This window comes from Telluria sp. B2, assembly GCF_051789535.1.
GTDB lineage: Bacteria > Pseudomonadota > Gammaproteobacteria > Burkholderiales > Burkholderiaceae_D > Telluria.
Genome location: NZ_CP196525.1, coordinates 3,484,459 through 3,504,664 on the forward strand (window position 1 = coordinate 3,484,459; position 20,206 = coordinate 3,504,664).

At 66.7% G+C, this 20,206-nt stretch carries 15 protein-coding genes; 3 read left to right on the plus strand and 12 right to left on the minus strand.

Annotated features, from left to right (window positions below):
• Positions 1 to 57: 57 nt before the first annotated feature.
• The 3 genes from ACSUZJ_RS15470 to ACSUZJ_RS15480 all read left to right on the plus strand — a co-directional run bounded on the left by ACSUZJ_RS15470 (position 58) and on the right by ACSUZJ_RS15480 (position 6,900).
• On the plus strand, positions 58 to 4,545 hold the full coding sequence (locus ACSUZJ_RS15470) for a response regulator (RefSeq protein WP_499409606.1): 4,488 nt from the start codon (positions 58 to 60) through the stop codon (positions 4,543 to 4,545).
• Positions 4,542 to 5,465 carry a diguanylate cyclase gene (locus tag ACSUZJ_RS15475; protein WP_499409608.1) on the plus strand — a complete coding sequence of 308 codons (924 nt, stop codon included), beginning with the start codon at positions 4,542 to 4,544 and terminating at the stop codon, positions 5,463 to 5,465. Before ACSUZJ_RS15470 ends, ACSUZJ_RS15475 begins: the two co-directional genes overlap by 4 nt.
• Before the next feature lie 301 nt (positions 5,466 to 5,766).
• Complete coding sequence (locus ACSUZJ_RS15480; protein ID WP_499409610.1) at positions 5,767 to 6,900, plus strand: IS481 family transposase; 1,134 nt, start codon at positions 5,767 to 5,769, stop codon at positions 6,898 to 6,900.
• Positions 6,901 to 7,053: 153 nt separating this feature from the next.
• Here ACSUZJ_RS15480 and ACSUZJ_RS15485 read toward each other — a convergent pair whose 3' ends face one another.
• From ACSUZJ_RS15485 to ACSUZJ_RS15540, 12 genes are all read right to left on the minus strand, one after another.
• Positions 7,054 to 7,518, minus strand: coding sequence for a MaoC family dehydratase (locus ACSUZJ_RS15485; protein WP_499409612.1), 465 nt, complete (start codon positions 7,516 to 7,518; stop codon positions 7,054 to 7,056).
• A complete protein-coding gene (locus ACSUZJ_RS15490) occupies positions 7,515 to 8,660 on the minus strand; it encodes an acyl-CoA dehydrogenase family protein (protein ID WP_499409614.1) in 1,146 nt (381 codons plus the stop codon). The genes ACSUZJ_RS15485 and ACSUZJ_RS15490 overlap by 4 nt, the downstream gene beginning before the upstream one ends.
• A 9-nt stretch (positions 8,661 to 8,669) precedes the next feature.
• Entirely contained in the window at positions 8,670 to 9,860 is a 1,191-nt protein-coding gene (locus ACSUZJ_RS15495; RefSeq protein ID WP_499409616.1) for an acyl-CoA dehydrogenase family protein, read from the minus strand.
• Positions 9,861 to 10,008: 148 nt separating this feature from the next.
• Positions 10,009 to 10,305 carry a PEP-CTERM sorting domain-containing protein gene (locus tag ACSUZJ_RS15500; protein WP_499409618.1) on the minus strand — a complete coding sequence of 99 codons (297 nt, stop codon included), beginning with the start codon at positions 10,303 to 10,305 and terminating at the stop codon, positions 10,009 to 10,011.
• Between the two features lie 353 nt (positions 10,306 to 10,658).
• Entirely contained in the window at positions 10,659 to 12,896 is a 2,238-nt protein-coding gene (locus ACSUZJ_RS15505; protein ID WP_499409620.1) for a carboxy terminal-processing peptidase, read from the minus strand.
• 210 nt (positions 12,897 to 13,106) lie between these two features.
• Positions 13,107 to 14,492, minus strand: coding sequence for a hypothetical protein (locus ACSUZJ_RS15510; protein ID WP_499409622.1), 1,386 nt, complete (start codon positions 14,490 to 14,492; stop codon positions 13,107 to 13,109).
• The gene (locus tag ACSUZJ_RS15515; RefSeq protein WP_499409624.1) at positions 14,489 to 15,106 is read right to left on the minus strand and encodes a hypothetical protein; all 618 of its coding nucleotides are present in this window, start codon (positions 15,104 to 15,106) and stop codon (positions 14,489 to 14,491) included. Before ACSUZJ_RS15515 ends, ACSUZJ_RS15510 begins: the two co-directional genes overlap by 4 nt.
• Before the next feature lie 173 nt (positions 15,107 to 15,279).
• Entirely contained in the window at positions 15,280 to 15,828 is a 549-nt protein-coding gene (locus ACSUZJ_RS15520; RefSeq protein WP_499409626.1) for a hypothetical protein, read from the minus strand.
• A gap of 12 nt (positions 15,829 to 15,840) precedes the next feature.
• A complete protein-coding gene (locus ACSUZJ_RS15525) occupies positions 15,841 to 16,362 on the minus strand; it encodes a thymidine kinase (RefSeq protein ID WP_499416570.1) in 522 nt (173 codons plus the stop codon).
• A 188-nt stretch (positions 16,363 to 16,550) separates the two neighbouring features.
• Entirely contained in the window at positions 16,551 to 17,174 is a 624-nt protein-coding gene (locus ACSUZJ_RS15530) for a PEP-CTERM sorting domain-containing protein (protein WP_499409628.1), read from the minus strand.
• Between the two features lie 156 nt (positions 17,175 to 17,330).
• On the minus strand, positions 17,331 to 17,894 hold the full coding sequence (locus tag ACSUZJ_RS15535) for a sugar O-acetyltransferase (RefSeq protein WP_499409630.1): 564 nt from the start codon (positions 17,892 to 17,894) through the stop codon (positions 17,331 to 17,333).
• Between the two features lie 23 nt (positions 17,895 to 17,917).
• Positions 17,918 to 20,173 (minus strand): penicillin acylase family protein, encoded by a 2,256-nt coding sequence (locus ACSUZJ_RS15540; RefSeq protein WP_499409632.1) that lies wholly within the window; start codon positions 20,171 to 20,173, stop codon positions 17,918 to 17,920.
• Positions 20,174 to 20,206 lie beyond the last annotated feature (33 nt).

Consider the following 20,206-nt stretch of genomic DNA (forward strand, 5'->3'; position numbering starts at 1 on the left):
GGTCGGCTACCATGAGGGCAAGCGGCCGGCCAGGCCGCGCCGACCCGGATGTTCTCCTTGCCTTTGTTTCGCCGTTTCTCCCTTCCTTCGATCCGCTCGAAGCTCTTCGTCCTCGTCCTCGCCAGCGTGCTGCCGATCGTGTTCGGCTACATCGCCTTCGTCCGCGACGCCGGCCAGCGCGAGCACGAGCACGTCGCGCGCGATGCAGCGACGGTGGCGCGCGCCCTGGTCGCCGCCCTTGACCGCGAGCTCGAGAGCGCCGAGTCGGCCGCGCGCGTGGCGGCCGCCTGGCCCACGCTCGATGCGCGCAGCCTCGACCAGTTCCATGCGCGCGCGCGCGAACTGCTGCGCCCCGAATTCCCGGCCCACGGCTTCGTCCTCACGGGCAGGGACGGCCGGCCGCTGCTGAGCACGCACGTGGCCTTCGGTACGCCGCTTCCGCCGGTCGCCAACCTCGAATCGGTCCGCAAGGTCTTTCAACAGGGCGACGCCGTCACCTCCGGCCTGTATGCGCCGGGCCCCGGCCAGGCGCCGGTGGTCTCGGCCGACGTGCCGGTCTGGCGCGGCGGCAGGGTCGCTTATGTGCTCTCGGCCGAGGTCCGGCCGCGCCGCATCGCCGACCTGCTCGGCGCCCAGCAACTGCCGCCGGGCTGGGTGGCCGAGGTATTCGACAAGCACGGCCTGATGGTCGCGCGCAACCTCGACCAGACCCGCCACCAGGGCGGGCGCATGAACGCGGCGTTGCAGGCGGCATTGGGCGCGAGCCCGGAAGGCGCGGTCACGCTGGCCGGCCAGGCGGGCGAGCCGGACTGGTATGCGGTGTATTCGCACTCGGACCAACACGGCTGGACCGTGACCGTCACCTATCCCGAGGACGCCGCGCGCGAGCTGCTTGGCCACACCCTGCCGGCCACCGTCGCCGGCTCGGCCGCCCTGCTCGGCCTGAGCCTGCTGCTGGCCTGGGGCATCGGCGGCACGATCGCGCGCTCGGTGAGCCAGTTGAGCGAACCGGCGGCCGCGCTCGGACGCGGCGAGCCGCTGCGCCTGGCCCGGCCCCGGATCCGCGAGGCGGCAACCGTGGCCGACGCGCTGCGCCAGGTCGAGGGCGAGCTGCTGCGCTACCGCTCGCACCTGGAGGCGCTGGTGGCCGACCGCACGGTTGAACTGGAACGCCTGAACGCGCGCGTGGAGACCGTGTACGCCACCGCGCCGGTGGGCCTGTGCTTCGTCGACCGCGACCTGCGCTTCGTGATGATCAACGACTACCTGGCGGCCATGAATGCGGTCCCGGCCCAGGACCACCTCGGCCGCACCCTGCCCGAACTGCTGGGCGAGGTCGGCGTCGTGTTCGAGGAGGCCTACCGCCGCGTGCGCGACACCGGCCGCCCGCTGCGCGACGTCGAGACCACCGGCGCGGTGCCGGCCGCGCCCGGCCTGATGCGCTCCTGGCTGTCGAGCTACTACCCGGTATTCGGCCCGGGGCGCGAGCTGGTCGGCATCAATGCGGTCGTGCTCGACATCAGCGAGCGCAAGCTGCTGGAGCAGCAGAACCGCGACAACGAGGAGATGTTCCGGGTGCTGTTCGAGGCCTCGGGCGACGCCCAGGCCCTGCTCGCCTATAACGCCAACTTCGTCAGCGCCAACCAGGCCGCGGCCACCCTGTTCGGCTATGACGAGGTGGAGGAGTTCCTGATGCTCTCGCCGGCCGGCGCCTCGCCCGAGTTCCAGCCGAACGGCCGCCGTTCCGATGAGATGGCCACCGAGCTGATGCGCCAGGCGCTGCACGCGGGCGGCGTCCAGTTCGAATGGGTGCACCGGCGCCGCGACGGCGGCAACTTCCACGCCGACATCAAGCTGACCCGCCTCGACATCGGTGGGCGCGGCATGATGCAGGTCCTGATCCGCGACATCAGCGCGCGGGTGGCCGCCGACGCCGCCCTGCGCGCCAGCGGCGCCCAGTTGCGCCAGCGCGAACGCTTCATCCGCACCGTCACCGACAACCTGCCGGCGCTGGTGAGCTACTGGGACGCCGACGGCAGGCTGCGCTTCGCCAACCGTCCCTGCCTGGCCTGGATCGGCCGGCCCGAACAGGACGCCATCGGACGCCGCGCCGAGGAACTCATCCCGCCCGAACACAATGCCCGCTTCGCCCCGTATTTCGCGGCCGTGCTGGAAGGCGAGCCGCAGCGCTTCGAATGCGAGCTGCCGCCGCGCCCCGCACCGGAAGGCGAGCAGCCCGGCGAAGCCATCCACGTCTGGGGCAGCTACCTGCCCGATATCGACCGCGATGGCCAGGTGCGCGGCGCCTACAAGCTGCACATGAACGTGACCGACCTGAAGCGCACCGAGGGCCGGCTGGTGCGGGCCCTGCGTGAAGCCGAGCAGGCCAACCGCGCCAAGAGCGAATTCCTCGGCAACATGAGCCACGAGATCCGCACGCCGATGAACGCGATCATGGGCCTGGCCCGCCTGCTCGAGGAAGCCCCGCTGGGGCGGCGCGAGCGCGGCCACGTGGCCCACATGAAGGCGGCCTCGACCTCGCTGCTGGGCCTGCTCAGCGACCTGCTCGACTACTCGAAGATCGAGTCCGGCCAGCTCGCCCTCGAACGCCTGCCCTTCCGCCTGGACGACACCCTGCAGAGCATTGCCATCCTCAGCAGTCCGGCGGCCTGGGCCAAGGGCCTGGAACCGGTGTTCGCGGTCGCCCCGGACGTGCCGGAGCAGCTGCTGGGCGACCCGCTGCGCCTCGAGCAGGTGCTGCTGAACCTGGTCGGCAACGCGGTCAAGTTCACCGAGCGCGGCGAAGTCGTGCTGGCGGTCGAGGTGGCGGCGCGCGGCGGACAAGGCGTGCGCCTGCGCTTTACCGTGCGCGACACCGGCATCGGCATCGCACCCGCGATGCGGGAGCGGATGTTCGAACCCTTCTCGCAGGGCGACAGTTCGGCCAGCCGCAAGTACGGCGGCGCCGGACTCGGCCTGTCGATCGCGCGCCGCCTGGTCGGGCTGATGGGAGGCGAGCTCGGCGTCGACAGCCAGGCGGACACCGGCTCGACCTTCCACACCGAACTCGAATTCGGCGTCGCCGAAGCGGCCACGCCGGCAGACGGGGAGCGCCTGCGGGTGCTGGTGGTGGACGACAACGCCAGCGCGGCCCAGGCCTTGCGCGCCACGCTGGCCGGCTTCGGCTGGGAGGTCGCCTGCGCCGCCGGCGGGGTCGAGGCGCTGGCCCTGTTGCGCGAGGCGCCGCGCTTCGACCTGGCGTTCGTCGACGCCGCCATGCCCGAGCCCGACGGCCTGGCGGTGCTGGCCTACGCGCGCGCCGATGGCGCCATCAGCCTGCCGCCCACGGCCCTGCTGGCGGCCGACCCGGAAAAGGAACGCCTGGCAGCGCTGGCCGGCGACCTGGCGCCCGACGCCATCCTCGGCAAGCCCTTCACCCGCGCCGCCCTGCGCGAAACAGTGGCCGAACTGCGCGGCGGCGCGCACCGGGCGCCGGCCCCGAAACCGGTGCTGGCGGCGCGCCTGGCCGGCCTGCGCGTACTGGTGGTGGAGGACAATCCGATCAACCAGGAAGTGGCCAACTACGTGCTGGTGCATGCCGGCGCCACGGTCGACCTGGCCGCCAACGGCCGCATCGCCCTGTCCATGCTGACCGAGCAGGACGCGCGCCACGCGCAGTACGATGCCGTGCTGATGGACCTGCAGATGCCGGTCATGAACGGCTTCGAGGCCAGTGCCGCGATCCGCGCGGCGGGACTGCGCACCCTGCCGATCGTCGCCATGAGTGCCAACGCGATGTTCGAGGACCGCCAGCGCGCGCTCGCGGCAGGCATGGACGAGCACCTGGCCAAGCCGATCGACGTCGACGAACTGGTCGCCACGATCGAGCGGGTCACCGGCGCGGGCCCGGGCGAGGGGCGCGGCGCGGTGCCGGCGCTTCCGGCACCGGTGGGCCTGCCCATCCTGCCCGGCATCGACCTGAAGGCGACCCTGCCGCGCTTCGGCGGCAGCTACCCGGCCTTCGTTTCGGTGTTCCTGCGCTTCGCGCTGACCCAGGCGCAGGCGGTGGACGACATCCGTGCGCTGGTACGCCAGGGCGACCGCCCGGCCGCGGCCCGGCTTGCGCACCGGCTGCGCGGCGTCGCCGCCAACCTGGGTGCGAACGAGGTGGCGGCGCAGTCCCTGCACCTGGAAGAGGCGCTGCGCGGCGCCGACGAGGCCCACCTGGCATTGCGCCTGGGCGACCTCGACGCCGCCATGGCGCGGGTGGCGGACGCCGCGCATGAACTCCGGCCGGCCATGCCGGAGGAAACGGCGGCGCCGGCAGGGACGAGCATGCGCACGGACGCGTTGGCAGGCTTGTTGGAATTACTCCAGAATAACAACATGAAGGCGATGTCCGCCTACGAAGCCCTGCGTCCCGCCCTGGCCGGCATGCTCGCCCCCGGCGCAGCGGCGGCCCTGCAGGAGGCGGTCGGCACGCTGCGATTCGAACAGGCGGCCGGCCTCGTGCGGACTATACTGGAAGCAAAGGGAGATTCATGAGCTGGACCGACATGGCCCTGAACGGGCGCATCCTGGTCGTCGACGACGCGATGGAAAACATCCAGATCCTGCACAGCGCGCTGCAGGACGAGCACGAGGTGCTGTTCGCGCTCGACGGCGCGAAGGCCCTCGAGCTGGCGCGCGCCCAGCGTCCCGACCTCATCCTGCTCGACGCCGTCATGCCCGGCATGGACGGCTACGACGTGCTCTCGGCGCTGCGCGGCGCCGCCGACACCTGGGATATCCCGGTCATTTTCGTCACCGCCCTGAAGAGTCCCGAGGACGAGACGCGCGCCCTGGACGCCGGCGCGGCCGACTTCATCAGCAAACCGGTCAACGCGGCCGTGGTGCGCGCGCGGGTGCGCACCCAACTCACGGTCAAGCGCCAGGCCGACGCGCTGCGCGCGATGACGCTGACCGACAGCCTGACAGGGGCGGCGAACCGGCGCGCCTTTACCGAGCGCATCGAAGCCGAATGGCGGCGCTGCGCGCGCGTGCAATTGCCGCTGGCGCTGGTCCTGGCCGACGTCGACCACTTCAAGATGTACAACGATTACTACGGCCACCAGGCCGGCGACGTCTGCCTGGAACAGGTGACGCGCGCCATGCAGCGCACCGCCGGCCGCGCCCAGGACATGGTGGCGCGCTACGGCGGCGAGGAATTCGCGATCCTGCTGCCCCAGCTCGACGCCACCGGCGCCGCCGGCGTGGCGCGCCGCCTGCTGGCCGAACTGGCCCAGCTCGCGATACCGCACGCCGCCTCGCCGACCGCGTCGGTGCTGACCGTCAGCATGGGCATCGCATCGATCGTGCCGGTCAGCGGCCAGCCCAGCGCCAGCCTGATCCGCTCCGCCGACGCCGAGCTGTACCGGGCCAAGGCGGATGGGCGCAACTGCTACCGGATCGCGGCGGCAAGCTGAAACGGGAAATATCCTGTAGGGTGGGCACTCCGTGCCCACGCGCTACGGACCTGCCCACTTCCGTTGGCTGCTCCGCAACCAATACGCGGCAGATACCGCAGCGTTAGCGGTAGTGCACTTTCCACTCGGGCCGCCGACTGCGGATGCCTCGGCGAGCGATATTTTACGGTCGCGATCCAGGCGGCGCGCACGTAAGGCGTGGGCACGGGGTGTGTTCAGCACAGAGACATAGGTAACACTTGTCTAGAGACATAGGTAACACCTTTTATGATCATTGCACAGCTAACAAGTGGAGTGTGCGATGCCTTGGAAGGAAAGTTCCCGTATGTCCTCTCGTCTTGAATTTGCCATGCTGGCGGATGCGTCTGACAGCAACATGACAGCGCTTTGCCAGTCTTTCGGCGTCAGCCGAAAGACTGGCTACAAGTGGCTCGATTTGTATCGGAAGCACGGCCCAGAAGGGCTGCAAGAGCGCTCACGCCGTCCTCTGTCGTCGCCCAAGCGATGCGGTGCCGAGTTGGAGGCGGCAGTGCTGGCCCTGCACGACAAGTATCCCTGCTGGGGTGCCCGCAAGCTCAAAGCACTGCTCCCCGAGACCGCGGGCAAACCGCATCCAAACACCATTGCTGCCATTTTGAGACGGCATGGGCGCCAACTAGTGCCTCATGTCAGCCAGACCAAGCCTGCCAAGGGACGCTTCGAACACGAGGAACCGAACAGCTTGTGGCAGATGGATTTCAAAGGCCATTTTGCCTTGACCAATGCAGCGGCCGGCCGCTGCCATCCGTTGACAGTACTGGATGATCACTCCCGCTTTTCGCTGTGTCTGGCTGCGTGCTCGGGCGAAGACGGCCCGCAGGCAAAGGCTGTGCTTACAAGGACGTTTCAAAAATATGGACTGCCGCAGCGCATTACCTGCGACAACGGTGCGCCTTGGGGAACAGCCGGGCATAAATCCATCTCGCGGCTCGAGGTGTGGCTGGTACGCCTGGGTATCCGCGTCAGCCATAGCAGTCCGCACCATCCGCAAACGCAGGGCAAGGACGAGCGGTTTCATCGAACGCTCAAGCGCGAACTCCTGGAGCGCTACGGTTATGGCTCGCTTGCCGCGTGCCAGGAGGCCTTCGATGCCTGGCGCGACCAATACAACCTGATTCGTCCCCACGAGGCACTGGGACAAAAAGCTCCCGCCACCCGCTACCAGCCCAGTGCGCGCAGTTTTCCATCCCACCTGCCGCCGATCGAATATGACGACGGCGACATCGTGCGTACCGTACAGCGGCACGGCCAGATCAATTTCAAGGGCCGCAGTTACTTTGTGGGTGAAGGTTTGTACCAAGAGCCTGTGGCAATCAGAGCGACGGATCAGGACGGCGTCTTCAACGTCATCTTCTGCCACCAACAGGTTGCACAGATCGACCTCACCAGCAGCTAAAATAGCACCACGCAGTGTTACCCATGTCTCTAGACAGGTGTTACCTATGTCCCTGTGCTAAACAGGGTGCCCACCCTACGGGCGGCGCCAGCGTATCGGCAACGGACGGGCAAGCGCCAGCTTGCCCGGGGCGTATCGCCACGTGTCGAGGATTTACGCCGGCACACCCTCCGGCCGGCGCCGGAACATCGCCATGCCGTCGATCGTGCACACCCGCTCGCCGCGCTGGTTGGTGGCGACCCAGGTCGACCAGACCACGCCGCGGTCGGGCTTGGAGCTCGAGGCCTTGACCTCCTTCGTCACGTAGCGCAGCGAGAGCGTGTCGCCGGCGCGCACCGGTTGCAGCCAGCGCACGCCGTTCAGGCCGGGCGAACCCATGCTCGAAGCCTCGCAGCGCATGCCGTCGACCACCATGCGCATCATCATCGCGCAGGTGTGCCAGCCGCTGGCGATGACGCCGCCATAGATCGACTTCGCGGCCGCTTCCTTGTCGATGTGGAAGGGCTGGGGATCGAACTGGGTGGCGAAGGCGATGATCTCGTCCTCGTTCACGGTACGCGTGCCGAGGTCGATTTCCTGGCCGGGCACGAAGTCCTCGAAGTACCAGTCGCGGCTCATGCTGCGACTCCTTCCCTGAAGCCCGGCTGGGCGATGAAGCGCGTCAGGTGGTGGTCGGCGTCGCCCAGCGTCAGCTCGATCGTCGCCAGACGCTTGAAGTAGTGCGCCGCCGGCAGTTCGTCGGTCACGCCCATGCCGCCATGCAGCTGCACCGCCTGCTGGCCGATGAAGCGCGCCGCCTGGCTGATGCGGTATTTCGCGGCGGAGACCGCACGGCGGCGCTCGGCGGCATCGCTTGACCCCAGCTTGACCGCGGCCAGCATGGCCATCGAGCGCGCCTGCTCCAGGTGGATGTACATGTCCGCCATGCGGTGCTGCAGGGCCTGGAACTTGCCGATCGGGGCGCCGAATTGCTGGCGCGTTTTCAGGTATTCCAGCGTGGCCTCGAAGATCGCCTCCATCGCGCCCAGGGCCTCGGCGCACACCAGGGCCGCGCCGTAGTCGAGGGCCGCGTCCAGGATGTGCCAGCCGGCCCCGGCCGCACCGATCACGGCGGTGGCGTCGACGCGCACGTTGTCCAGCACAAGGTCGGCGGCGCGCATGCCGTCGAGGGTGCGGTAGCCGGTGATGCGCACGCCGTGCGCGTCGGCAGGCACCACGAACAGGCTGATGCCCTCCTCGGCGCGCTGCTCGCCACCCGTGCGCGCCGAGACCACCAGCATGCCAGCCTGGGCGCCGTGCAGCACCACCTTTTTCTCGCCGTGCAGCAGGTAACCGTCGCCATCGGCTTGCGCGCGGGTGGCGATGTCGCGCATGTCGTGGCGCGACTGGCGTTCGCCCAGGGCGCAGGCCAGCTTCAGCTCGCCCGTTGCGACACGCTCGAGCAGTTGCGGATGCAGGCCGCCCAGGCGCAGGAATTCGGCGCCGAGCACGGTCGCGAGATAGGGCTCGACCACCAGGCCGCGGCCCAGTTCGCGCATCACCACGAACATGTCGACGGCCGTGCCCGAGAAGCCGCCCTGCTCTTCCGGCACCGGCAGCGCCGTCATGCCCAGTTCCGTCAGGGTGGCCCAGGCCTCCTTCGAGACGCCTTCCTCCGAGTGGACGATGGCGCGGCGCGCCTCGAAACCGTAGTCGCGGCCGATCCAGCGCTTGAGCGCGTCGGCGAACTGGAGCTGCTCAGGGTTGAAATTGAAGTCCATGCCCTCTCCTCACAGACCCAGGATCATCTGGGTGATGATGTTGCGTTGAATCTCGTTCGAGCCGCCGTAGATGGAGGTCTTGCGATAGTTGAAGTAGTATGAAGCCAGCGGCGCCGCGTCGTCGTCGTCGAACACGCTGTGTTCGCTCTCGCCTTCGAGGTAGGCCGGATCGAAAGGCAGCGCCATCGGGCCGACCGCTTCGACCATCAGTTCGGTCAGCGCCTGCTGGATGTCGGTGCCGCGCACCTTCAGCACCGAGGCTTCCGGACCTGGCGCCTTGTCGGCCTTGGCCAGCACGCGCAGCACCGTCATTTCCAGCGCCATCAGTTCGATCTCGAGGTTCGCCAGCTTTGCAGCAAACAGCGGGTCCTCGATCAGGGGCTTGCCGTTCCTGCTCTCGCGCGCAGCCAGGCCCTTGAGGAAGGCCAGTTCGCGCTTCGAGCGGCCCACCGCGGCAATGCCCGTGCGCTCGTGGCCGAGCAGGTACTTGGCATAGGTCCAGCCGCGGTTTTCCTGGCCGACGAGATTGGCCACCGGCACGCGCACGTTGTCGAAGAAGACTTCGTTCACCTCGTGGTCTTCGTCGAGCATGATGATCGGGCGCACCGTGATGCCCGGGCTGTGCATGTCGATCAGGAGGAAGGAGATGCCCTCCTGCTTGCGCACGCCCGTATCGGTGCGTACCAGGCAGAAGATCATGTCGGCGTGCTGGGCCAGCGTGGTCCAGGTCTTCTGGCCGTTGACGATGTAGTGGTCGCCATCCCTCACCGCGGTGGTCTTCAGGGAAGCCAAATCGGAGCCGGCGCCCGGCTCGGAATAGCCCTGGCACCACCAGTCCTCGCAGGACAGGATGCGCGGCAAATAATAGGCTTTCTGTTCGGGGCTGCCGAAGGCCATGATCACCGGCGCCACCATGCTCACGCCGAAGGGCAGGATCTGCGGCGTGCCCGCCAGCGCGCATTCTTCCTCGAAGATGTGGCGCTGCACCGGCGTCCAGCCAGGGCCGCCGAATTCGACTGGCCAGCCCGGCGCCACCCAGCCTTTTGCAGCAAGGATCTTGTGCCAGCGTACGCTGTCTTCCTTGCTCAGGCGCAGGTGGCTGCGCACCTTGTGCTGCAGGTCCGGCGGCAGGTTCGCGGCCAGGAAGGCCCGCACCTCGTCGCGGAAGGCCAGGTCTTCATCCGTATAGTTCAGGTCCATACTGTCTCCTTGTTATCGTCGTCCGGGCTCGCCTAAAAAAGCACGACCGTTCACAAGGGATTGTACCTGAAAAGCCTGGGAAATTATCAAATAAAAAAGGGTGGCAAGCCCGAAAAGGCCATGCCACCCCTCGGGGCAAAACGCCGGATTACTTCGCGCGACGGCGACGCAGCGCGCCAACGCCCATTGCGCCGGCCAGCAGCAGAGCAATGCTCGACGGTTCAGGAACTTCGGCAGCTTCTGGTGCGGTGGTGCCTGGAGCAGCAACCGGCGGGACCGCGGCCGGAGCCTGCACTACGGTGCCTGGGGCAGCCGAAGCGGACACGCCGGCGACGCTGGTGGCGGCCCAGCCGGTCAGGGTGCCCGGGTGAACGCGGGCGGTTTGTGCTTGAGCTGCACCAGCGGTAACGAGCAGTGCTGCAATGACGAGGTGACGTACTGACATGATTGCTCCTTCTTAATGAGAGTGGCTTTACTGTGATAAATATGTCAACAGCAAGATCATGCTATCACAACATTAAAAAAGGGCTGTTCCAATTGAATTCAATTCCAAAAAGAAACAATACTTCCTACAGGAAGCTTTCCTATTGGAATTTCTTTCCTTTTGGAATGTACGCTCGCGAACATTCTTGATCAGCAGCGGTGCAGGTTGTGTCGGCCAGGCGGCATGCAGGCAGGACCTTGCGCGCGACAGCACTGGACTTAAAAAAAGAAAGCTTCCAACTGGAAGCTTTCCTGGTACGTTCTTTCTCTGAATAGTCGCTGGCGGACGTTTCAGCACGCTGCCAGCGACCATCGTCAGGGCTTGGCCGAGCTCATGTAAGGCATCACGCGCGAGGCCATGCGGGTGTCCGTCTTCAACATGCCCGCTTCGTCGGCCAGGATGTGGGCCGCTTCCTGGAGCAGCACGTCCTTGGCATCCTTGGCGGCCTTCTCGGCGGCCAGCTCGGCCGACAGTGCACGCTCGTCCGCCTGCAGGCCATCGTCCTGCTGCGGGCTGTTACGTGCGGCAACCACGGTCTTCACCGGCTTGGTCGGCACCGGCACCTTGCTGCGCGCCTCCTTGCCTCCCGGCGCGGCCGCCGGCTCGTCCGCATTCGCGCCCTTGCCGCCGGCCAGGCGCGCTTCACGCGCCTTGGCGCGGGCGTCCTGGGCATCGCGTTCCTTGCGGCGCACGGCTTCGTTCAGGGAAATCGCATTTTCCTTACGAATCCGCATGACTTCCGCGATGTCTTCACGCAGATCGAGGAAATCCTTGTCCTTCGCGATGCGTGCCTCGTGGCGTTTTTGCAACGGGTCGACCAGTTCCTTCAGGTTACCCAGTGGAACGTAGGTCGCCGGCTTGATCGAGACCCAGGGCAGCGCATTGCTGAACGAGGATTCGCCGAAGTTCTCGACATCCGACAGCACCGGCAGCTTGATGTCGGGCGTGACGCCGCGCAACTGGGTGGTGCCGCCGTTGATGCGGAAGAACTGGGCGATCGTCATCTTCAGTTCGCCATAGCGCACTTTCTCGGACTGCGAAAAGCGGTCCAGGTCGAGCAGGGTCTGCACCGTGCCCTTGCCGAAGCTCGGCTCGCCGATCACGAGGCCGCGGCCGTAATCCTGGATCGCGGCGGCGAAGATCTCCGAGGCCGAAGCCGAACCGCGGTTGATCAGGACGCCCATCGGACCGTCCCAGGCCAGGCCGGGCTTGGTGTCGGCCTCGACTTCGACGCGGCCTTCCGCAGTGCGCTGCTGCACCACCGGGCCCTTGTCGATGAACAGGCCGGTCAGCTCGACCGCCTCGACCAGCGAACCGCCGCCGTTGTTGCGCAGGTCGATCAGCACGTTGTCGACCTTGTCCTTCTTCAGTTCGCCCAGGATGCGCTCGACGTCGCGGGTCGCGCTCTTGAAATCCTTGTCGCCCTTGCGGCGGGCTTCGAAGTCCTGGTAGAAGGTCGGCAGCGAAATCACGCCGATGCGGCGCGTGACGCCATTGTCCTTGACCTCGATGATGGATTTCTTGGCGGCCTGCTCTTCCATGCTGATCTTCTTGCGCACCATCGAGACGGTGACGTGCTTGGCGTCGACGCCGGCGTCGCCCGGGATCACGTCCAGGCGTACGGTCGAGCCTTTCTCGCCGCGGATCAGCTGGACCACGTCGTCGATGCGCCAGCCAAGCACATCGGTGAACGGGCCATTGCCCTGGGCCACGCCGACGACGCGGTCGCCGACTTTCAGCTTGCCGGATTTGTCCGCCGGGCTGCCCGGGACGATCTCGCGGATGATGGTGTAGTCGTCGCGCGTCTGCAGCACGGCGCCGATGCCTTCGAGCGAGAGGCGCATCGCGATGTCGAAGTTGTCGGCCGAGCGCGGGCCCAGGTAGTTGGTGTGCGGCTCGATGGCGGTCGCGTACGCGTTCATGAACATCTGGAACACGTCTTCGTTATTGAGCTTTTGCAGGCGCGAGATATAGCCCGCGTAGCGCTTGTCCAGCGTTTCGCGGATCGCCTTCTCGTCCTTGCCGGCCAGTTTCAGGCGCAGCCAGTCGTTCTTGACGCGCTTGCGCCACAGGTCGCGCACTTCGTCCTCGTTCTTGGCCCAGGGGGCTTTTTCGCGGTCGAGCTGCAGGGTCTCGTCGACGGTGAAATCGAATTTGGTCTTGAGCAGGCCGCGCGCATAGTTCATGCGGTCGTTGAAGCGCTGCTGGTAGAGGTTGAAGATGGCAAACGGCACCGCCAGCTCTTCGTTGTTGATCGCATCATCGAACTTGGTGCGCATGGGCGCGAAGCGGTCGATGTCGGCCTGGGTGAAGTACAGCTTCTCGCTGTCGAGCGATTCGAAGTAGTTGTCGAAGATTTTCTCCGACATCGCGTCGTCCAGCGGCATCGCCTTGTAGTGGTAGCGCGCCAGCACGCGCGAAGCCCACAACGCCGCCTGGGTCTGGGCCGCGACCGGCTTCATCTGGGTGGAGGCGACTTTCTCGGGCTGTGCGGTCACCGCATGCGTGGACATGGCAAAGGCCAGCGCAATCATCAACATCTGCTTCTTCATTTATGCGTTCTCCGAACGTGTACTGTGGTGTCTGCCGGCAGCGCACGGATACCACCGGTATCCGGGGCGCGCAGACCATTCTACAGGATAGCGCAAAGATGCAGAGCCGGGCGACAGGGGGTCCCCTGCCCTTAAGGTTGGCTTAAGCGGGGGTGGACAGCTTGTCCAGTGCCTGCCTCCGGCCCCGGCCGAAGGCCTGCCGGGGCTCGCTCAGTTGCTCTTGCCGTACTTGTAGAAGGGATCGTACAGGGGCATTTCCTGCTCGGTCGAGCGCAGCTCGCGGCCGCAATCGAAAGAGGTGCCGCCGGTGCCGTAGGTCGGCGTATAGCCGCTGCCGTCCGGGCAATCGACCATCGCCAGCGCCTTCTTGACCGTGTTGCCCCAGCCGCCGTTCTGCAACGGGCCGTTGCACCAGTACTCGCCGCCTTTGGTGACGCGGCACCAGGCGCGCGCGCGTCCACGGCTGGGCTTGCTCGCGACCGGCACCGGGTCGGCGCCGACACGCGCCTCGCCGGCGTCGGCCAGGGCCGTGCTGTTGCGCGCAGCATTACTCGACTGCACGAAGCCGCGCATCTGGCGCGCCGCGTTCTCGCGCGCCTCCTGCTCCTGACGGGCGATACGGGCCGCACGTTCCGCCTCCTGGCGCGCGGCGCGCTCCTTCTGCTCGGCCGCCTGGCGCGCAGCACGGGCCTCGCTTTCGGCCTTGCGCTGGGCCGCCTGGGCAAGCTGGCGCTCGGCCGCCTGCTGCTGGACGGCGGCGGCGCGCTGCATCTTCTCCGCTTTCTGTTCCGCCTGCTGCCCGGCCTGGCGCGCGCGTTCGTTGGCGGCACGCACCTCGCGCTCGCGCTGGGCCGCCGCCTGCATCGCGGCCATGCGCTTGTGCTCGGCGGCCCGCTCGGCCGCCATATCGGCCTGCTGGCGGCTGTACTCGTCGGCGGCGCTGGCCAGGCCACGCTGGAACTCCTCGCTGGCGGCAATCTCGCCAAGCGTGCCCAGGACTTCGCCCGTGCCTTCGACGGTCGCCACCAGGGCATTGGCCGCGCCCTCTCCGATATAGCTGAGCAGGCCGCGCGAGCCGACCTCTTCCCGTGCGTCAGCCGCCAGTTGCGTCGCCTGCGCCGCGAAGCCTGGGTCGAAGCGGGTGCGCAAGCCCAGGGCGAAGAGTTTCAGGTTGCCGGAGAGCACGCGAATGTTGGTGTTCTCATCGGCCACCGAATGGTTGTCGGTTTCGGTGCTGACAACTTCCCGGAACAGCACCGGGCCATCCACGGGCGTGCCGCCGCGTACCGTATATTCGACCACGGCCTTGCCGCCGCCCAGCGACTGGATCGCCATGCCGACGTGGGCACGCTGCGCGCCGTCGGCAGCGAAAAAACCGGCGCGCTTGAGCACGATACGCGCCGCGGCCGGCAGTTCGTTGGCGATCTCGCCGCCCGGCGTGACCAGGTCGACCAGGCCGAGCCGGTAGGCGATGACCGGCCTGGCGACCGCGACCTTCTCGATCCAGCGGTCGGCCGGCACCAGTGCGTTGGCCAGCGCCGGCAAGGGCAGCAGCCCCGGCAGCGCCAACAGGAACAGGCAGAGGGAACGGATCATTCGAACAGGCCGCCCTGGATCCAGTTCTGGAGCGCGCGCTCGTGTTCGGTCATCAGGGACGCCTTGTTGGCCTCATGGTTGACCGGCCCCAGCACCAGGAAATAGATGCCGCCCAGGGTCTTGACGTGGGTCGAGGCGGCCTGCTGGTGCAGCCGGGCCTGGCCGCGCGCGCCGTTCCTGTACAGCGTGTAGCTCAGTTGCGACGGGCGGGTGTCGGAGATCGCCGGGAACAGGCCGATCGTGAACGAGGACAGCATCATCTGGCCCAGGTCCTTGGTGCTCTGCTCGAAGCCGGTGGCGACCTCGTCCACCACGATCGTGTAGTCGGGCCGGACATCGCTGCGGGCGCCATCGCGCCAGGCCTTGAAGCCATAACCACCGAGCATCTGGACCAGTTCATCCGCGCGCGCTTCGGGACTGCCGTCGCGGCAAGGATTGACGACGAAAACGATATTCGACGAGCAGGCATCGGCCGGGCTGCGGTCGCGCATCGTGTACTGGACGGCGACGGACTTGCCGCGCGCCTGGAAGGCCTCGGCATCGACGGATGGGGAAAGGGAATACACGGCGGCGCAACCCTGGAGCAGGAGCGCGGTCATGACAAGGAACAGCAAACGCATTTCTGGACAACCTTCTTCTAGTGGAATGTAAAACCGCCGCGGCAAGCGCCGGCTGGCCTCTGCGGGCCGGGCGGTATTGTAGGGCGTCAAGACCCACTTTGCATGAAAGGTATTAGAAGAAAGAAACTAACGTTGCTGTTGTGCCACGCCAGCTCGGGGGAGAGTGGCTAGGGCCGGAACATGCCCGCCTGCCATCCATACACGCCGGCGCCGAAGGCCAGCACCAGCAGCCAGGGCCAGGAACGCAGGGCCAGGCGCCAGTCGACCGGCGACGGCCAGAACGAGAGGAACTGGGGCGCCAGCAGCGCCGCCAGCAGCAGGTCGAGCGGCTCGAAATGCCAGCCCGGCCGGGTACGCCATGCCGCCACCGTGAGCGGCACCAGCAGCACCAGCAGCGGTGCGAGCGCGGCCGGCGCGGCGTTGTACCAGCGCAGGTTGGCGAAGGTGACCGAGCCAAGCTCCCAGACCCGGCCCTTGCGGCGCGGGATCAGGTTCAGGCCGATGGGCTCGGCATTGGTGAGCAGGCCGACGCTAAAGTGGGCCAGTTCGTGGCACAGGGTCCCTACGGCCGTCAGCACGAAAAAGCCGGGATGGGCACCCGAGAGCATCCAGAACAGGAAGGCCAGCGCCAGCGAGGGCACCAGGTAGAGGAGGATGTCGCCGTGGCTGCACAGGAAGGCCGGCGCCACGGCGGCGCAGGCGGACAGCAGGTTCACGGGACGAAGACCTTAGCCGGCGTAGAAACAGCGCCCGCAGGCCTGGCGGTAGCTTTCGTTGCCGCCGATGCTGACCTGCTCGCCTTCCTTGATGCGGCGCCCTTGGGCGTCGACGCGAATGTTCATCGTCGCCTTCTTGCCGCAGGAGCAGATGTTCTTGATTTCCTCGATGTCGTCGGCCAGCGCCAGCAGGTAGGCCGAGCCGGGGAAAGGCTCGCCGCGGAAGTCGCTGCGCAGGCCGTAGCAGATCACCGGCACGCCGCGCACCTGGGCCAGCTGGTGCAGCTGCTGGACTTGCGCGGTGCTGAGGAACTGGGCTTCGTCGACCAGCACGCAGCCGACCCGAGGCGCTTCCTCGAGGAAGTTGGTGTCGCCGCTGAACACGTCGACCTGGCGCTGCGGGCCCAGGCGCGAGGTGATCAGGCCGACGCCGTAGCGGTCGTCGATGGCGGCCGTGTACAGCGCGACCTGCTGGCCCTGCTCCTCGTAGTTGTGCGCCACCTGCAGCAGGGCCGTCGATTTGCCGGCGTTCATCGCCGAATACCTGAAATAGAGTTTCGCCACAGCCCTGCCCTGCATGCCCGGATTTTGAAGTGGCGGCAATTATAGCAAGCGGGCGAGTGCCAGCGCCAGCGCTCCGGGAAGAAGGACAAGGCCGTAGGCACCACTGGCGCTCCGCGGCCAGCGGCGTTTTCGCAGACGGACGACGGGCTCGGACCGGATCAGGTGCGGCGCCGGCGCAACCAGCCGACGACGCCCAGGCCCATCAGCATCATGGCGTAGCTTTCAGGCTCGGGAATCGGCATGGCCAGGGTCACGTCGTTGGCGGTCGGCCAGTAATTGCCGCCAGACGCCAGGGTGACCGAAGTCAGCGGTGAGCTGGACACGAAACCCAGGAAGCTGGTAGTGGTCGCGCCGCTCAGGGTGTAGTTCAGGGTAGTGCCGTCCATTGCCGTGAACAGCAGGGTCCCGTTCGGCACGAAGGCGCCGTTGACGTCGGAGGCGAAGAAATAGCCGCCGAAGCCGACGATGCCGGGTGCGAAGTTGGAGAAGGTAATGGTCTCGTTATCGACGTTCGGCGTCAGCCAGCCGTCGCCGCCGCTGCCCGCACCGTAAAGCCCGCTTGGCGCCGATGCCGTATAGCTGTAGGCGCCGGCCGTCCGCTCGAACGGGCTCTCGTAGAGCTGGATAGTCAGATCGTCGTAGGTATCGACACCGTAGCCGCCTACCGCGGCCAGGAAGGCGGCCTGGTCGGTATAGACGTTGATCTGCGCCTCGGCGCCGGCCGCTACGCACAGCAGTACGGCAGCGGTCAGGCTTTTCAGGGGAAAGGGGTGGCGTTTCATGATTGCGCTCCTTGCGAAGGGATAAGAGGTACAGCGCTCTGCGGCACCCAGTACAACGCATCCCAGCAGATGTGGCAATCCGAATAACGTTGTTATTGTGACAGTTTGATATAGCTCAGTTGTGCGCAGGTTGAGCTGACAAAGAGATCGAGCCGCTCAAGCTTGCCGCGCGTGAACGACGACACGCGCCGGGTTGCCGGCAACGGTCGCGCCGGCCGGTACGTCGTGCGTGACGACGCTGCCCGCCCCGACGATCGCGTCGTCGCCAATGGTGACCCCGGGCAGGATGATGGCGCCGCCGCCGATCCAGACATTCGCGCCGATCGTCACCGGCCTGCCGCATTCGAGGCCGCTGCGGCGCACATCCGGGTCGCGCGGGTGGTCGGCGGCATAGATCTGCACCGCCGGGCCGATGCGGGTGTCGTCCCCGATCGTCACGCGCGCGGTGTCGAGGATCACGCAGTTGTAGTTCAGGAAGACGCGCGCGCCGAGGTGGATGTTGTAGCCGTAGTCGCAGTAGAACGGCGGGCGCAACATGACGCCCTCGCCCACCGCGCCCAGCCGTTCACGCAGTAGCGCATCCCAGGAATCGGGCGTGCCGAGTGCCGCGTTGTAGCGCGCCAGCCAGGCCGCGCAGGCCGACAGCTCGGCCAGCAGCTCGGGCGCGTCCGGATGGTAGAGCTCGCCAGCCAGCATCTTGTCCTTTTCACCAGGCGCCATCGCCGCTCCTTCATTGGCCAACATTATTGACCCGGATGGTACTTGCGTTCCAGGGCCTTCTCGATGTCTTCCTTGTAGAAGAGCACGTCCTTGAATTCGCCTCGGCTGTACATCTCGGCCTGGTCGGCGAAGTGCTTCGAGGCCGGATTGCCGCTCTGGCCGCCGGCCAGGATGCTCTTCGCGCGCAGCTTCGGACCGAACTCGACGGCCGCGACGAAGCTGTTGCCGCGGTCTCCGTAGATGCGTTTGGTCTTCTGCTTGGCCACCATGCCGAACGAGGCCAGCGAGCCCCAGTGGGCCGAGGTGAAAGCCACCGGATAGCTCGGCTTGCTGTCGTCGTACTGCTGGTCGATGTCGCCGCTGATGCGCTGGAAGCGGTTGATCTCGCCCCAGGGCGTCTGCCAGGTGCCGAAGTCTTTCGTGAGTTTATCCGAGGCGCGCTGCAGGGCGGCGAGCCGCTCTTCGGCATCCAGGCGAGTGGTGATGTAGTCGACCGAGGGCATTCCGGCGGCGCGCGCCTTCGGCGCTGCATGGGCCACCATCTCCTGGCCCCAGTAAACGGCCAGCGAAGTCGGCACCGAACTCGTGGCAAAGCGCAGGTCCCAGCCACGCAGCGCCGCCACCTGGGCAGCCAGCGCCGCCTTGCGTGGATCGTTGGCAGGCAAGGCCTCGTAGTCCTTCGCCAGTTGCGGCACCAGCGGCTCGAAGGCGGTCAGGTAGCTGTCGTAGGACGCCGCGATCAGGCTGTCGACCGTGAAGTCCTTCGCCCCCTTCAGCACGCGCTCGGCATGCACGCCGCGCGCGTTTTCCGGCAGCGACCACATGTAGTCCGGGTAATCCTTGCGCTGGGGGCTGCTCGCACCCGCCGCGCTGAACGGCCAGTTGTTGGTGTTCGAGATGTAGCCGCTGGCCGGGTTGAACAGCGTGATCGTGTCCTTGATCTCGTGCAGGCCCTGCCACTCGGTGGCCGGGTTGCTGCCGTCGACCGGTTTGGTCCAGTCGAAACGCGGGTCGCGCTTGGGGATGAAATTGCCGTGGAAATAGGCGATATTGCCGTCGGCATCGGCATACACCGTGTTGTTCGAGGAATTCGTGCGCAACTGCATCGCCTCGTAGAAGGCGTTGTAGTTCTTCGCCTTGGTGCGGGTGTAGGACTGGGTCAGGGCCTTGACCGGCTCGTCCATCATCTTCACCGCCACCCATTTGCCGTTCTCGCCTCGCACGATCGGGCCGTGGTGGCTGAACCAAGCGGTAACGGTGCGGCTGGCCAGCTTGCCGCTCGCCGTCTTGTACGGCAGCGTGACCGGCACGGCGCGCAGCGCGCGCTCTTCCTTGCCGTACTTGTAGAAGAACTTGCCGCCGCGCTCGACCACCGTTTCCAGGTATTCGTCGATGACGTCGCCGCCGCCCGAGGTATGCATCCAGCCGGCGCGGTCGTTGAAGCCCTGGTAGATGAAGAACTGGCCCCAGGTCACCGCGCCATAGGCGTTCAGGCCTTCTTCGCTGGCCATGTGGATCTCGGGACGGAAGTAGAACGAGGTGTGCGGGTTGATCATCAACAGCGGATACCCGGCTTTCGTCAGCTTGGGCGCAATCGCGAAACCGTTCGAGCCGCGCGGCTCGGCGTCAAGCAGGTTGCGGTTGTCGGCCACGCTGTTGGCCGATGCGGGCTGCGGGCGCTTGCCGTAGAAGGCCTCGAGATCCTTCAGGTCGATCGACTCGATGTCGCCGCCGATGCTGCCCTCGCTGAAGGACAAGGCCATCCAGGGCTCGAAGCGGGTGATCAGCTTCGGTTTGACTTCGGGATGCGTGTGCAGGTAGAAGTTCAGGCCGTCGGCGAAGGCCACCATCAATTGCTTGAGCCAGTCGGGACTGGCGGCGTACTTGGCCTGCATGTCCGCAGGCTGGATATACAGTTTCATGCGCAGGTCGCGCCAGATCTCCTTTTCCCCCTCGACCTCGGCCAGGCGTCCCATCGCATTGATGTAATTGAGTTCGACGCGGTTGAAGTCGTCCTCGGCCTGGGCATAGATCATCCCGAACACCGCATCGGCGTCGCTCTTGCCGAACACATGGGGAATGCCCCACTTGTCGCGCATGATCGTCACGCGCTGCGCCGTCTGCTGCCAGCGCGCCAGGTCGGCGGCCGGGGTCTTCGCAGAGGCCGGAGCCGCTGGGGCCGCTGGGCCGGCCGGTGCGGCGATGGCTGCGGGAGCGCCGGCAACAAAAGCAGCGCCGGACAGGGCCAGGGCCGATGCGACGAGGCGGGACAGGATCATGCGGGTCTCCTTGTGGTGATCGTTTTTGTTCGA

Bases quoted from the DNA above. Each gene is read 5' to 3' on its own strand.
- ACSUZJ_RS15475 (WP_499409608.1), top strand. From the start codon at position 4,542: ATGAGCTGGACCGACATGGCCCTGAACGGGCGCATCCTGGTCGTCGAC.
- ACSUZJ_RS15480 (WP_499409610.1), top strand. From the start codon at position 5,767: ATGCCTTGGAAGGAAAGTTCCCGTATGTCCTCTCGTCTTGAATTTGCC.
- ACSUZJ_RS15485 (WP_499409612.1), bottom strand. From the start codon at position 7,518: ATGAGCCGCGACTGGTACTTCGAGGACTTCGTGCCCGGCCAGGAAATC.
- ACSUZJ_RS15490 (WP_499409614.1), bottom strand. From the start codon at position 8,660: ATGGACTTCAATTTCAACCCTGAGCAGCTCCAGTTCGCCGACGCGCTC.
- ACSUZJ_RS15495 (WP_499409616.1), bottom strand. From the start codon at position 9,860: ATGGACCTGAACTATACGGATGAAGACCTGGCCTTCCGCGACGAGGTG.
- ACSUZJ_RS15500 (WP_499409618.1), bottom strand. From the start codon at position 10,305: ATGTCAGTACGTCACCTCGTCATTGCAGCACTGCTCGTTACCGCTGGT.
- ACSUZJ_RS15505 (WP_499409620.1), bottom strand. From the start codon at position 12,896: ATGAAGAAGCAGATGTTGATGATTGCGCTGGCCTTTGCCATGTCCACG.
- ACSUZJ_RS15510 (WP_499409622.1), bottom strand. From the start codon at position 14,492: ATGATCCGTTCCCTCTGCCTGTTCCTGTTGGCGCTGCCGGGGCTGCTG.
- ACSUZJ_RS15525 (WP_499416570.1), bottom strand. From the start codon at position 16,362: ATGAACGCCGGCAAATCGACGGCCCTGCTGCAGGTGGCGCACAACTAC.
- ACSUZJ_RS15530 (WP_499409628.1), bottom strand. From the start codon at position 17,174: ATGAAACGCCACCCCTTTCCCCTGAAAAGCCTGACCGCTGCCGTACTG.
- ACSUZJ_RS15535 (WP_499409630.1), bottom strand. From the start codon at position 17,894: ATGGCGCCTGGTGAAAAGGACAAGATGCTGGCTGGCGAGCTCTACCAT.
- ACSUZJ_RS15540 (WP_499409632.1), bottom strand. From the start codon at position 20,173: ATGATCCTGTCCCGCCTCGTCGCATCGGCCCTGGCCCTGTCCGGCGCT.